The organism is Micromonospora sp. URMC 103, assembly GCF_051386435.1.
GTDB lineage: Bacteria > Actinomycetota > Actinomycetes > Mycobacteriales > Micromonosporaceae > Micromonospora.
This window is the reverse complement of record NZ_JBPQTR010000006.1, coordinates 84,313-97,262: the sequence shown is the minus strand read 5'-3', so window position 1 is coordinate 97,262 and position 12,950 is coordinate 84,313. Positions and strand designations below refer to the sequence as shown.

Annotated in this window: 15 protein-coding genes; 9 read left to right on the top strand and 6 right to left on the bottom strand. The window is 74.3% G+C overall.

All coding sequences use genetic code 11. The features are described from left to right. Nucleotides 1-43 precede the first annotated feature (43 nt). The 3 genes from ACSNOA_RS26710 to ACSNOA_RS26700 all read right to left on the bottom strand — a co-directional run bounded on the left by ACSNOA_RS26710 (nucleotide 44) and on the right by ACSNOA_RS26700 (nucleotide 1,686). Nucleotides 44-253: a hypothetical protein gene (locus tag ACSNOA_RS26710; RefSeq protein ID WP_436662546.1), complete on the bottom strand. Its 210-nt coding sequence runs from the start codon at nucleotides 251-253 to the stop codon at nucleotides 44-46. A 37-nt stretch (nucleotides 254-290) separates the two neighbouring features. After that, nucleotides 291-524 (bottom strand): hypothetical protein, encoded by a 234-nt coding sequence (locus ACSNOA_RS26705; protein WP_436663389.1) that lies wholly within the window; start codon nucleotides 522-524, stop codon nucleotides 291-293. A 76-nt stretch (nucleotides 525-600) separates the two neighbouring features. Next, nucleotides 601-1,686, bottom strand: a complete 1,086-nt coding sequence (locus ACSNOA_RS26700) for a 3-deoxy-7-phosphoheptulonate synthase (RefSeq protein ID WP_436662545.1) — start codon at nucleotides 1,684-1,686, stop codon at nucleotides 601-603. A 288-nt stretch (nucleotides 1,687-1,974) separates the two neighbouring features. Between ACSNOA_RS26700 and ACSNOA_RS26695 the strand changes: the two genes are divergently transcribed. After that, entirely contained in the window at nucleotides 1,975-2,187 is a 213-nt protein-coding gene (locus ACSNOA_RS26695; RefSeq protein WP_436662544.1) for a hypothetical protein, read from the top strand. Here the strand turns inward: ACSNOA_RS26695 and ACSNOA_RS26690 are convergent. Further along, nucleotides 2,154-2,909, bottom strand: a complete 756-nt coding sequence (locus ACSNOA_RS26690; RefSeq protein ID WP_436662543.1) for a phosphodiesterase — start codon at nucleotides 2,907-2,909, stop codon at nucleotides 2,154-2,156. The two genes, ACSNOA_RS26695 and ACSNOA_RS26690, sit on opposite strands and share 34 nt — an antisense overlap. Nucleotides 2,910-3,024: 115 nt before the next feature. Here ACSNOA_RS26690 and ACSNOA_RS26685 point away from each other — a divergent pair, with 115 nt between their 5' ends. The 4 genes from ACSNOA_RS26685 to ACSNOA_RS26670 all read left to right on the top strand — a co-directional run bounded on the left by ACSNOA_RS26685 (nucleotide 3,025) and on the right by ACSNOA_RS26670 (nucleotide 7,472). Further along, the gene (locus ACSNOA_RS26685; RefSeq protein WP_436662542.1) at nucleotides 3,025-4,317 is read left to right on the top strand and encodes a M16 family metallopeptidase; all 1,293 of its coding nucleotides are present in this window, start codon (nucleotides 3,025-3,027) and stop codon (nucleotides 4,315-4,317) included. Then, nucleotides 4,314-5,660 (top strand): M16 family metallopeptidase, encoded by a 1,347-nt coding sequence (locus ACSNOA_RS26680; RefSeq protein WP_436662541.1) that lies wholly within the window; start codon nucleotides 4,314-4,316, stop codon nucleotides 5,658-5,660. The genes ACSNOA_RS26685 and ACSNOA_RS26680 overlap by 4 nt, the downstream gene beginning before the upstream one ends. 265 nt (nucleotides 5,661-5,925) lie before the next feature. After that, nucleotides 5,926-6,951: an aspartate-semialdehyde dehydrogenase gene (locus ACSNOA_RS26675; RefSeq protein ID WP_436662540.1), complete on the top strand. Its 1,026-nt coding sequence runs from the start codon at nucleotides 5,926-5,928 to the stop codon at nucleotides 6,949-6,951. 110 nt (nucleotides 6,952-7,061) lie between these two features. After that, entirely contained in the window at nucleotides 7,062-7,472 is a 411-nt protein-coding gene (locus ACSNOA_RS26670) for a PPOX class F420-dependent oxidoreductase (RefSeq protein ID WP_436663388.1), read from the top strand. An 88-nt stretch (nucleotides 7,473-7,560) separates the two neighbouring features. On the opposite strand, the gene ACSNOA_RS26665 is transcribed toward ACSNOA_RS26670, so the two are convergent. Continuing rightward, nucleotides 7,561-8,142, bottom strand: a complete 582-nt coding sequence (locus ACSNOA_RS26665; protein WP_436662539.1) for a nucleotidyltransferase family protein — start codon at nucleotides 8,140-8,142, stop codon at nucleotides 7,561-7,563. Between the two features lie 79 nt (nucleotides 8,143-8,221). Between ACSNOA_RS26665 and ACSNOA_RS26660 the strand changes: the two genes are divergently transcribed. The 4 genes from ACSNOA_RS26660 (at nucleotide 8,222) to ACSNOA_RS26645 (ending at nucleotide 12,140) form a co-directional block, all read left to right on the top strand. Next, nucleotides 8,222-8,968: a TMEM175 family protein gene (locus tag ACSNOA_RS26660; RefSeq protein ID WP_436662538.1), complete on the top strand. Its 747-nt coding sequence runs from the start codon at nucleotides 8,222-8,224 to the stop codon at nucleotides 8,966-8,968. A gap of 89 nt (nucleotides 8,969-9,057) precedes the next feature. After that, the gene (locus ACSNOA_RS26655) at nucleotides 9,058-9,474 is read left to right on the top strand and encodes a CBS domain-containing protein (protein WP_436662537.1); all 417 of its coding nucleotides are present in this window, start codon (nucleotides 9,058-9,060) and stop codon (nucleotides 9,472-9,474) included. 234 nt (nucleotides 9,475-9,708) lie between these two features. Further along, the gene (locus tag ACSNOA_RS26650; RefSeq protein WP_436662536.1) at nucleotides 9,709-10,080 is read left to right on the top strand and encodes an SCP2 sterol-binding domain-containing protein; all 372 of its coding nucleotides are present in this window, start codon (nucleotides 9,709-9,711) and stop codon (nucleotides 10,078-10,080) included. Continuing rightward, nucleotides 10,080-12,140 (top strand): amylo-alpha-1,6-glucosidase, encoded by a 2,061-nt coding sequence (locus tag ACSNOA_RS26645; RefSeq protein WP_436662535.1) that lies wholly within the window; start codon nucleotides 10,080-10,082, stop codon nucleotides 12,138-12,140. The genes ACSNOA_RS26650 and ACSNOA_RS26645 overlap by 1 nt, the downstream gene beginning before the upstream one ends. 106 nt (nucleotides 12,141-12,246) lie before the next feature. Here ACSNOA_RS26645 and ACSNOA_RS26640 read toward each other — a convergent pair whose 3' ends face one another. Next, on the bottom strand, nucleotides 12,247-12,894 hold the full coding sequence (locus ACSNOA_RS26640; protein ID WP_436662534.1) for an alpha/beta hydrolase: 648 nt from the start codon (nucleotides 12,892-12,894) through the stop codon (nucleotides 12,247-12,249). Nucleotides 12,895-12,950: the final 56 nt, after the last annotated feature.

The following is a 12,950-nucleotide window of genomic DNA, read 5'->3' as shown; positions in this document are numbered from 1 at the left end:
TCGCGCCGGCCCCTCCTGGTGCGTCTCGTACGTCCCGCCCCGCTCAGGTCGGGGTGGTGCCGTGGTCCTCACCGGCCCAGCCGCGGGCCGCCTCCGGCTCCCGCTCGCCCTCGTCGGCGCCCGTCACGACGTCGCGGTCCACGGCCGTGCGGTCGTGCTCGTTGGCGAAGTCCGGGTCGGGCAGGGTGTCCACGCCCTCCGGCGGCTGACCCAACGCCGGGACCTTCTCGTGGTGCTCCTCGTGGTGGGACATCACGTTCTCCTCTCACCGGGGGCTGCGGGGGCTCGTCTCAGGTGACCGACCCGCCGAGCAGATCCGCCGCCTCGTCGACCGAGTACTCGCCCTCGGGCAGCGCGGCGATGCGGGTTAGCCACTCCGCGGGGAGTTCCGCGGCGACCGCCCGGCGGTAGATGGTCGCCTGGGTGACCCGCTCCTGCCCGTGGTACAGGTCTTCGAGCAGGTCGTCGAGGCGGCGGGTGTCGGGCTCGTCGGTAACGGGTGCGTCATCGGTCACGCCGGTCAGCTACCCGTGCCGGAATCGGTCAAACCACCCCGGCCCCCGCCCGGCCCGCGAGCGGGCCGGGCGGGGGCCGGCGGGATCAGGCCGGGGTGGGGAGGGTGGCGCGGCGGGCACGGACGGCGGCGGCGAGCTGGTCGAGGACCTCGCCCGTGGTGTCCCAGCCCATGCAGGCGTCGGTGATCGAGCGGCCGTACTCCAGCTCCCGGGTGGGGTCCAGGTCCTGGCGGCCCGGCAGCAGGAACGACTCCAGCATGATGCCGACGATGCCCCGCTGCCCGGCGGCGAGCTGGGCGGCGACGTCGGCGGCCACCAGCGGCTGGTTGCGGTGGTCCTTGCCGCTGTTGGCGTGGCTGGCGTCGACCACCACCCGCTCCGGCAGGTCGGCCGCCCGCAGCAGGTCGAGTGCCCCGGCCACCGAGTCGGCGTCGTAGTTGGGCCGGCCGCCACCCCCGCGCAGCACCAGGTGGCCGTCGGCGTTGCCGCGGGTGTGCATGATCGCGGGGGTACCGGAGACGTCGATACCGGGGAAGACGTGCGGGACGCCGGCCGCGCGGATGGCGTCCACCGCGGTGCCGATGCTGCCGTCGGGGCGGTTCTTCATGCCGATGGGCATCGACAGCCCGGAGGCGAGCTGCCGGTGCACCTGGCTCTCCACGGTCCGCGCGCCGATGGCCCCCCAGACCACCGTGTCCGCGATGTACTGCGGGGTGATCGGGTCGAGGAACTCGCAGCCCACCGGCAGGCCGAGGCGCAGGACGTCGAGCAGGAGCGCCCGGGCCAGCCGCAGGCCGGTGTTGACGTCGCCGGAGCCGTCCAGGCCCGGATCGTTGATGAGGCCCTTCCAGCCGACCGTGGAACGCGGCTTCTCGAAGTAGACCCGCATGACGACGAGCAGGTCGTCAGCGTGCCGGTCGGCCGCCTCGCGCAGCCGCTGGGCGTAGTCCAGGGCGGCGGCCGGGTCGTGCACCGAGCACGGCCCGACGACCACCAGGAGGCGGTCGTCGGCGCGGTCCAGCACCCGGCCGACGGCGCGCCGGCCGGCCAGTACGGCCGAGGCGAGCGTGTCGTCCAGGGGCAGCTCGTGGTGCAGCAGAGCCGGGGTGGTCAGCGGTACGACGCGGTCGATCCGCTGGTCGCTGACCCGATCGGTCTCCGGGGTCGTCACGGTGGGCTTCCTTCCGCCGACCGCACCCGGGGCCGGTGCCCGGGTCGAGCCGGCTGCTCGTACGCGAAAGGGCAGGGACCCAAGGCCCTGCCCGTGCCGGCTCGAAGAGAGGTGACGTCAGATCATGGTGAAGTCACCGGCTCCTTCAGCCGGCTGCCTAAACCATCGATACGACCACGTCACGAGAGCCAGCGTACCCGACGGGACGGCCTCGCCTCACCCCGACGTGGCAGGCGTCGTCACGGCGGGCGCGCGTGGCGCCGGCGGGGGCGGGGTATGGAGGGTGCCATGAGCGACGAGCGGAGCGAGCCCGACCGGGTCGAGTCCCGGGCCCACCTGCTGCCGGAGGAGACGGCGGTGGGCAGCGACGACCCGGAGGCGCAGGCCGAGGCCATCCTCACCGAGTCCGACGCCCGGGAGGACCGGAACGTGGCGCCGGACACGCTGCTGGAGCAGCGGACCTCGGATCAGACGGTGGCCCCGAGCGAGCCGCCGGACTGAACCGTGACGCCGCGGGCCCGGCGGGAGCCGCGGTAGGTCTGGTCGCGCAGCCACGCCAGCGGCCCGGCCGCCCGCAGCCCGGCCGGCAGGTTCCCGATCGGGTCGAAGGCCAGCGCGGCGTCCTGGCGGGCGCTGAGCTGGGTGCCGATGCTGACCTGGCCGACCGGCCGCCAGGGCCCCACCGCGGAGGCGACCGCGAGCACCAGGCGGGGCTCGGCCGCCCGGGTCGCGGCGCCCACCTCCGTGAGGCTGCGACCGAGGTCCGGCGACTCCGGGTCGGCCAGCGCGCCGAGCCAGAGCCGTCGCCGCGGAGCCCGCAGCGGGCTGATGGTGCTGTACGTCCCGGCGAAGCGCCGCCGGGGGAGGGGCACCGCCCGCAGCAGCGGAGGTGTGCCGCTGGAGCTGACGAGCAGGTCGAACGGGCCGCCCGGGTCGGCGTGCACCCGGACCGCCAGCCCGAGAACGTCCGGCCAGCTCCCCGGCGTGGACACGCCCTTCGAGAGCCGGATCGTGGCCGGGTACCGGCCCGGCTCGTCGAGAAGGGCGACCCCGGTGGGCGGGCCGGGCGTACCCCAGATCGTCACCTCGCCGGCGAACGACCGCCCGTCGGGGTGGAACAGCCGGGCCCGCCGCAGGCGGGTCAGGACGGCGGCGGCGCGGCGGACGGCGAGGGCGGGCGCCGAGGCGCCGGTCGCGGCCGGGCGGACGGTGGGCACGGACATGGACCCCCGGTACCCGGGCACGCGCCGTCGATGCGTGGCTTCCCCGGGTGCCGTGCCGGCTCGCCCGGCGCCCGCGTGTCCCCTTTCGGCCCGCACGATCGGATAGCGTCGTGCCATGCCCGACAGCGGTTACCCCTGGCCCATCGAGACGACCCGACTGGACAACGGCCTGCGCGTGGTGGTGAGCGAGGACCGCACCGCGCCGGCGGTCGCCGTGAACCTCTGGTACGACGTCGGCTCCCGGCACGAGCCGCAGGGGCAGACCGGCTTCGCCCACCTCTTCGAGCACCTGATGTTCGAGGGGTCGCTGAACGTCGCGAAGACCGAGCACATGAGGTTGATCCAGGGCTCGGGCGGTTCGCTCAACGCGACCACCAACCCGGACCGCACCAACTACTTCGAGACGGTCCCCGCCGAGCACCTGGAGCTGGCGTTCTGGCTCGAGGCCGACCGGATGGGCGGGCTGGTCCCGGCGTTGACGCAGGAGACGCTGGACAACCAGCGCGAGGTGGTGAAGAACGAGCGCCGCCAGCGCTACGAGAACGTGCCGTACGGGGACGCCTGGCTGCGGCTGCTGCCCCTGCTCTACCCCCCGCGCCACCCGTACCACCACGCCACCATCGGCTCGATGGCCGACCTGAACGCCGCCGACCTCGCCACGTTCCAGGCGTTCCACCAGACGTACTACGCGCCCAACAACGCGGTGCTCACGGTCGTCGGGGATGCCTCCGCGGCCGAGGTGTTCGCCTTGGCCGACAAGTACTTCGGCGGCATCCCGCCGCGCGCCGACATCCCGTCCGCGCCGGACGGCCGGACGGTCGCGGCCACCGGGCGTCCGGCCGCGGAGACGGTCACCGCCGACGTGCCGGCTCCCCGGGTGTACGTGGCGCACCGCACGCACGCCTTCGGCACGCCCGGCTACGACGTCGTCACGGTGCTGGCCGCCGTGCTCGGCAGCGGCCGGGGCAGTCGGCTCTACCAGCGCCTCGCCGACGGTGAGCGGCTCGCGCAGCCGGATCTGGTCGGTGCGTACGGGGTGGACCTGGCGCACGCGCCGGCGCCGCTGATCGCGACGGCCACGGCCCGCCCCGGGGTGGGCGCCGAGCGGCTCGCGGCCGGCCTGCACGCCGTGATGGACGAGCTGGCCACCGTGCCGGTCACGGCCACCGAGCTCGACCGCGCCAAGGCGCTGCTCAGCACCGCCTGGTGGCGGCAGATGTCCACCGTGGACGGCCGCGCGGACACGCTCGGCCGGTACGCCACCCAGTTCGGCGACCCGGCCAAGGCCGCCGAGCGCCTTCCGGCGTGGCTCGCGGTGACCGCCGAGCAGATCGCCGAGGCCGCCGCGGAGGTGCTCGCCGCCGACGACCGGGTGACCCTGACCTACCTCGCCGAGGAGAAGCCATGACGCTGATCACCGCCCGCCCCGGGCCGGGCGCCGCCCGCCCGTACCGGTTCCCGCCGGTGGTCCGCCGCACGGTGGCCGGCGGCCGGGTCGTCGCCGCGCACCTGCCCGGGCAGAACCTCGCCGTGGCGCTGCTGCTGCTCGACGCGGGCGCCGAGCGGGAGCCCGTCGGCAAGGAGGGCCTCGGCGGGGTGCTCGCCAAGGCCCTGGAGGAGGGGACCGCGCAGCGGGACGCGGCGGCGTACGCGCTCGCCGTGGAGGGGCTCGGCACCGAGCTGGTGACCGGGCTGGACTGGGACTCGTTCCAGGTCAGCGTGCAGGTCCCGGTCGACCGGCTGACCGCCGCCGTGGAACTGCTCGCCGAGGCGGTCCGCACTCCCCGGCTGGACCCCGCCGACGTGGCGCGCGTCCGGGACGACGAGGCGACGGCGCTGCGGATGGACTGGGCTAACCCGGGGCCGCGGGCCGACGCCGCGTTGCGCGCCGACCTGTTCGGCGCCGAGAACCGCTGGGGCCGCCCGATGTACGGCGACCCGGCCTCGGTCGCCGGGCTCGACGTCGAGGACGTGCGGGTGTTCCACTCCGAGTGGTTCATCCGCCCCGGGACGCTCGTCGTGGCGGGCGACCTGGACCGGATCGACCTGGACGCGCTCGCCGCCGCGGCGTTCGCCGGCACCGGCGGCGGCCCCGTCGAGCGGGGCGGCCCGATCGAGGTGTCGACGCGCGCCGAGCGGCGGATCATCCTGGTCGACCGGCCCGGCTCGGTGCAGTCCACGCTGCGGCTGGGGCACCCCTCCCCGCACCGCGCCCACCCCGACCACGTGCCCATGACGCTCTCCGGCACCGTGCTCGGCGGGGCGTTCACCTCCCGGCTCAACCACCTGATCCGTGAGGTGCGGGGCTACACGTACGGCATCCGGGGCGACTTCGCCTCGTCCCGGCGGTTCGGCCGGTTCGCCGTCAGCTCGGGGGTGCAGACGGCCGTGACGGCGCCCGCGTTGGTCGAGTCGGTCGGCGAGATCGCCCGTACGCAGAGCGGCGGGGTCACCGAGGAGGAGCTGGCGGTGGCCCGCTCCTGGCGGGCCGGGCAGCTCTCGGTGGAGCTGCAGACCCCGCGTGCGATCGCCTCGGCGTTGACCACCCTCGTGGTGCACGACCTGCCGGACGACTACCACGCCCGGTTGCGGGAGGCGCTGCTCGCCGCCGACGTCGAGCAGGTGAGCGCCGCCGCCGCCACCCACCTGCGCGCCGAATCGCTCACGATGGTCGTCGAGGGCGACGCCGCCGTGATCCGGGACGAGCTGGCCGCCACCGGCCTCGGCGAGATCGTCGACGTCGCGCCCTGACCGTCCGGGGCTGCCGACGCGCCCCGGCCTCAGGTGTGATGTGGGTCGCTCGGGGGCAAGGGGCCGCAGTGCCGGCGCCGGTGATGTTGCGGCGCACGGCCGGTGCGGCCCGTGGATCTTCCCGGTGGCCGGGCCGACCGGCGGCGTCGTTGCGGGCCGACGGTTCCGCGCCGGCCGCCCGGGGCGGTGTGGCGGGGTGTGATGCCGGGCGCGGGCGGGGGAAAGGGTTCCCGCTCGCGGTGCCGGCATGGGTAGCCTCGCGGGCATGAGGATCGGCATTGTGGGCGCCACCGGTCAGGTCGGTGGCGTGATGCGGCAGGTGCTGGCGGAACGGGAGTTCCCGGCGGAGCAGGTGCGGCTGTTCGCGTCCGCGCGGTCCGCGGGACGCACCCTGCCCTGGCGGAACGGCGAGGTCACCGTGGAGGACGCGGCGACCGCCGACTACTCCGGGCTGGACATCGTCCTGTTCTCCGCCGGCAAGGGCACCGCCAAGGAGCTCGCCCCTCGCGTCGCCGAGGCGGGCGCCGTGGTGATCGACAACTCCTCGGCGTTCCGGATGGACCCGGAGGTGCCGCTGGTCGTCGCCGAGGTCAACCCGCACGCCGTCGCCGCGCGCCCCCGGGGCATCATCGCCAACCCGAACTGCACCACGATGGCCGCCATGCCGGTGCTGCGCCCGCTGCACGCCGAGGCGGAGCTGGTGAGCCTCGTCGTGGCGACCTACCAGGCGGTCTCCGGCGCCGGCCTCGCGGGCGTCGCCGAGCTGGACGAGCAGGTGCGCAAGGTCGCCGAGCACGCGTCGGCGCTCACCTTCGACGGCACGGCCGTGGAGTTCCCCGCGCCGCGCTCGTTCGCCCAGCCGATCGCGTTCAACGTCCTCCCCCTCGCCGGCTCGGTCGTCGACGACGGCTCCTTCGAGACCGAGGAGGAGCAGAAGCTCCGCAACGAGAGCCGCAAGATCCTCGAGATCCCGGGCCTCCGGGTCTCCGGCACCTGCGTCCGGGTCCCCGTCTTCACCGGCCACTCGCTCCAGATCAACGCACGGTTCGCGCGGCCGGTCAGCCCCCAGCGGGCGCGGGAGCTGCTCGACGGCGCGCCCGGCGTGGCGCTGGCCGACGTGCCCACGCCGCAGCTCGCGGCCGGCCGCGACCCGGTCTACGTCGGGCGGATCCGGGCCGACGAGACCGTCGAGCACGGGCTCGCCCTGTTCTGCTCGAACGACAACCTGCGCAAGGGCGCGGCGCTCAACGCCGTCCAGATCGCCGAGCTGGTCGCGGCCGAGCGCGGCTGAGGTTGCCGTCCGCGCCCGGGCCCGCCGTCGTGGCGGGTCGGGCGCACCGGCGCCGTGGAGGGACGAAAGTGAAGGATGTCGTGACGGACGAGCGTACGCAGCGGGCGCTGATGGACCTGGTGGCCGGCCGCCCGCTGGGCGTGCTGGCGACCATCAAACGGGACGGGCGGCCACAGCTGTCCACCGTGAACTACGCGCTCGACCGGGACGCGGGTGTCATCCGGGTCTCGTTGACCGACGGGCGGGCCAAGACCGCCAACCTGCGCCGCGATCCCCGCGCCAGCTTCCACGTGAGCAGCGAGGACGGCTGGGCGTACGCCGTGGTCGAGGCGCGCGCCGAGCTGACCCCGGTCGCCGCCGAGCGGGACGACGCCACCGTCGAGGAACTCGTGGCGCTCTACCGTGCGGTCCAGGGCGAGCACCCCGACTGGGACGACTACCGCCGGGCCATGGTCGACGACCGCCGCCTCGTGCTGCGGCTGCACATCGAGCGCCTCTACGGTCTGCCGCCCCGCGGCTGACCGCCGACCGCCGTCCGGGCCACCGACCACCGTCCGGGGCCGCCGACCGCCGTTCGGGGCCGCCCGCGCGGGTTGGTCCGCCGGGTTGTCAGCCGGGTTCGACGACGGTGACGCCGGGCCAGCGCCGCGCGGGCCGGTGCCGGGCCAGGCGTTGCCGGGACAACTCGACAGGCACCCGCGCCGGGTTGTGCCGCCACACCCCGCCGAGGAGGTCGGCCAGGCCGTACGGGGCGCAGACGTCGAGGTGGCCGGCGCCGTCCAGCCGGACGGCCACGGCGGTGGCGTACTCGGGCCAGGTGGCCACCGCCTCGGGGACGCTGCGGTACGGCGCGATCGGCTCGCCGCCGAAGTGGCTGTCGTACCAGGTGTGCACGGCGGCCTGGTTGCTCGCCTCCCAGGGCGGCTCGGCCCAGGCGGCCGCCAGGCGGGCGGTGGCGCGGCGGTCACACTCACCGCCGAGGTCGGTCGGGTCGAAGAACACCACGTCGACGTCGTGGAGCGCCGCCGGGTCGAACCCGTCGCCGTACCGCCGCCCCCACACCACGTCGCGGAGCGTCCCGGCGCCGATCCAGGCGTCCGGCAGGCCGGACTCGCGGACCACCGTCAGCGCCCGCAGGAGCCACGGCTCCCGCCCGATCAGCTCGCCCAGCTCGCGCTCGTCCTCCCGCATCCGGTCACGCTAGCGCGCCACCGCCCCGGCGGTACGCCGTGGCGTCGCCGGGTATACGCGACCGCCGGGGAGGGGTGGCATGGGGGACAGCGCGGACGCCGGGGAGGCCGACGACGCCCGGAGCGCCGACGACGCCCGCGGGGGCGGGCGGTCGGGTGACGCGGCGGAGCGTCTCGTCGGTGCCGAGCTGCGGTCGGACATGGGTCGCCTGCTGGCGTTCGGCGACGCGGTGTTCGCCATAATCATCACGCTGCTCGCGCTGGACCTACGGCCACCCGAGGTGCCACCCGGCGGGTTGGCGCGGGCGCTGCTCGACCAGTGGCCCGCGTACCTCGCGTACGTCACGTCGTACCTCCTGATCGCCGTGAGCTGGTACAACCACAAGGACACGTTCCGCCGGGTCGTGCGCGGTGACCCGCTCCTGCACGTCTGGAACCTGGCGGTCCTGTCCACCACGGCGTTGCTGCCGTTCGCCACGGCGGTCGTCTCGCAGGCGCTGCGCCAGGGCGACCGCGCCGACCAGCGGGTCTCCACGGCGCTCTTCGGCCTGGTCGGCACACTGCTCGGCATCGCCTGGCTCGGCCTCTACCACCATCTGAGCCGCGACCGGCGGTTGCTGCATCCCGGGGTGCCGGCGCGCTTCTTCGCCCTGGAACGCGCCCGCGGGGTGTTCGGCGTCGTCGCGTTCGCCGTGGCCGGCCTGGTCGGCTTCACGGCCAGCCCTCCCGTCGCGCTCGGGATCTTCCTGTTCCTTCCGCTGTTCTACGCCCTGTCCTCCGGCGGCGTGTACGAGCTTCGCCGGCGGCTGCGGCGGCGAGCCGGCTGAGAACACGGGGCCCGAGGGCGCTCTCCGGCCGGCGTTACCCCGCCCGGGCGGCGGGTAGACGGCCGGTGCCGACACCGAGAGGGGGCACCATGACAACGGTCGGTGAGTTCATGACGACCCGTTTGGTGACGATGAACGGCAACGACACGCTCACCGCGGCGGCGCAGGAGATGCGTGACAGCGCGATCGGAGACGTGGTGGTGACCGACGGCGGCAACGTGGTCGGCATCGTGACGGACCGGGACATCACGGTCCGGGCCGTGGCCGAGAACATGGACCCGGCCAGCACCCGGCTCAACCAGATCACGACCAAGGACGTGGTCACCGTGAGCCCGCACGACGACGCGGTGTCCGCCGCCGACCTGATGCGGACGTACGCGGTGCGCCGGCTGCCGGTGGTCGACGACGGGCGGCTCGTCGGTCTCGTCTCGATGGGCGACCTCGCCGTCGAGCGCGAGCCGCAGTCGGTGCTCGCGGACATCAGCGCCGACGACCCGAACAACTGACGTCCGCCGCGGGCGACGCGCCGGCTTCCCGGATCCTCGGGGAGCCGGCGCCGTCCTGCCCGCCCGACGTGCCACCGCCGGGCCTGGGCCGGCGTCCTCGGTCGCGCTCACCCGATCCGGGCGAGGTTGACGGCCCGCCCGGCGGGGACCCGTCCTCCGACGCCGACCGGCCGTCGGGGCCCCTACCCGCCGGGCCGGGCGGAACCGGGCGCGCGACCGGGAGGAGGGGATCCGATGCTGGACGCCACCACCAGGCTCTTCGAGGAGATCGACCGCCGGGGGTACGAGCCACGGCTCGCGAAGACCGTCGGCACGGTCCGGCTCGACCTGCAGGAGGGACCGCAGACCACCCACTGGCTGCTGCACGTCGACCACGGCCGGATGAAGGTCAGCCGGGAGAACACCGAGGCCGACACGGTGGTCGCGACGAGCCCGGCGCTGTTCGAGGACATCGCGACCGGCCGCGAGCACGGGATCGCCGCGATCCTGCGTGGCGACATGACGGTGACCGGCGACGCCCGGCTGCTTCTGCAGGTGGAACGGATCTTCCCCGGCGACCCGGAGTCCCGCGGGCCCCGCCGGCGGTTCCAGCAGGGGGTGCGCTGATGGCTTCGAGCGGCACGATCCGGATCCTGGACGGCAACACCTTCGTGGTCTCCGAGGACACCGGGGACATCGAGGCGACGCCCAGTGAGCCGACCGGTCTCTTCTCCCTCGACACGCGCTTCCTGTCCCGGTGGGTGCTCACGGTCAACGGCGAGCGGCTCAACGCGCTCTCCTACGACGACCTCCAGTACTACGAGGCGCGGTTCTTCCTGGTGCCCGGCATGGCCACCCACTACATCGACGCCAAAATGTCGATCATTCGTGAGCGGGCCGTCGGCGGCAGCTTCCGCGAACAGATCACCATCCTGAACCACGACGAGAAGCCCGTCGACCTGGAGATCCGGATGGACGCCGGGTCGGACTTCGCCGACCTGTTCCAGGTCAAGGACGAGATCGTCAACAAGAAGGGCGAGCTCTACAGCGAGGCCGAGGCGAACTGTCTGCGGCTGGGCTACCGGCGCGGGAACTTCGTCCGCGAGACGGTCATCGCCTCCTCCGCACCGGCCCGGTACGACCGGGAGGGCTTCGCGTACACGATCCACCTCGAACCGAACGAGCAGTGGGAGACCCGGATCGACGTGCAGACCCTGGCCGTCGGGCCGGGGGGCCGGGACCTGCGGATCGGCGTACGGGCGCACGGCACCGAGCGGCTCGCCCTCCAGCACGACCTCGAGCGCTGGATCGACGACGCCCCGAAGCTCAACAGCCAGCACGAGAACCTCGCCGCGACGTACCGGCGCAGCCTCGTCGACCTCGCGGCCCTGCGCTTCTCGCCGCTCTCGCTCGGCGGGGCCACCCTGCCCGCGGCCGGCCTGCCCTGGTTCATGACGATGTTCGGGCGCGACAGCATCCTGACCTGCCTCCAGACGCTGCCGTTCACGCCGGCGCTGTCGAAGACGACGCTGCGGATCCTGGCGTCGCTGCAGGGCACCCGGTTCGACGACTTCCGGGACGAGGACCCGGGCCGCATCCTGCACGAGATGCGGTACGGGGAGACCGCCGCCTTCGAGGAGCAGCCGCACTCGCCGTACTACGGCTCGGTGGACGCCACCCCGCTCTTCGTGATCCTGCTCGACGAGTACGAGCGGTGGACGGGGGACGTCGCGCTGGTCAGGGAGTTGGAGCAGGAGTCGCGGGCCGCGCTGCGGTGGATCGACGAGTACGCCGACCTCGTGGGCAACGGCTACATCTGGTACGAGCGGCGCAACAGTGACACCGGCCTGGAGAACCAGTGCTGGAAGGACTCCTGGGACTCCATCTCCTACTCGGACGGTCGGCTGCCGCCGTTTCCCCGGGCCACCTGCGAGGTGCAGGGTTACGCGTACGACGCGAAGCTCCGTGCCGCGCGCATGGCACGGCTGTTCTGGGGCGACCCGGCGTACGCCGACCAGCTCGAGCGGGAGGCCGCGGACCTGAAGCAACGGTTCAACCGGGACTTCTGGGTGGAGGACGGGGAGTACTTCGCCCTCGCGCTCGACCCGGACGGACGCCAGTGCGACGTGCTCAGCTCCAACAACGGCCACCTGCTGTGGAGCGGCATCGTGGACCACGAGCGGGCCGAGAAGATCGCCCAGCACCTGGTCGGCCCGCGGCTCTTCTCCGGCTGGGGTGTGCGTACGCTCGCCGAGGGGGAGATCCGCTACAACCCGATCGGCTACCACAACGGGACGATCTGGCCGTTCGACAACTCCTTCGTGGCCTGGGGTCTGCGCCGGTACGGGTTCGCGGAGGAGGCGGCGACCATCGCGAGCGGCATCCTGGACGCGGCGCGGTACTTCGACGGCCGGCTGCCGGAGGCGTTTGGCGGCTACCACCGCGACCTCACGAAGTTCCCGGTGGAGTACCCGACGGCGTGCAGCCCGCAGGCGTGGTCGACCGGCACCCCGCTGCTCCTGCTGCGCACCATGCTGGGTCTCGAACCGCACGAGGGGCACCTCGCGGTCGACCCGCGGCTGCCCGTCGGCATGGGCCGGATCGAGGTGCTGGACATCCCGGGCCGGTGGGGGCGGGTGGACGCCTTCGCCCGCGGCCGGATGGACCTGCACAAGCTGACCGACTGAGAGACGTCGCACCGCCGCCGGTCGCACCGGCGGCGGTGCGGCTCACCGCCGGTGCGGCTGCGCGGGTGCGGCCCGCTCTCAATGCGGCGGTGGTCCCGTCGCCGGCTCAGGCCGGCGGAAGCACGGTGTCGAGGAAAGCGGCGGTCACCGCGCCCAGGTCGCGACGGTCCAAGGCCAGCGCGTGCCCGCCGTGGGTCACCCAGGTGTGCACGGGGTGCCCGGCGGCCAGCAGCGCATCCGTGAGCCCGACGGTCTGGCTGGCCGGCACCGAGCGGTCGTCGAACCCATGGACCAGCAGCACCGGCACCCGGTTGCCGAGGTGTGTGGCGACGGTGGCGTCGACGGTGGCCGGGTCGCCCGCGGCAGGTGGGTGGCCGAGCAGGTCGGCCCACGGGTCGTCGCCGGCGCGCAGCCGCTTCCAGTCGGCGGCGGTCGGGTCCACGGGCGGCCAGTACGCGAGCGCGCCCGCCACGTCGTCCGGTCGGTCGACGCCGCGCAGCGCGAGGTGCAGGGCGAGCATCGCGCCCGCGGAGTCGCCGGCGACCAGCAGCGGCAGGCCGTCGGCCTCCGCCCGGGCAAGCCGGGCCGCGGCGCGTACGTCGTCGAGCTGGGCCGGCCACCGCGCCTCGCCGGCGAAGCGGTAGGTGGCGGGCACCACCCGCAGCCCGTGCGCAGCCAGCGCCGCGCCGTCCTCGCTCGCCCGGCCGCGCCAGCCGCCGCCGTGGATCCAGAGCACCACACCTCGTTCGGTCATGATTGCCATGCTGCTGCCCGGACCGCCGCGCGACCAAGCCACTCCGCTGTCGGCAG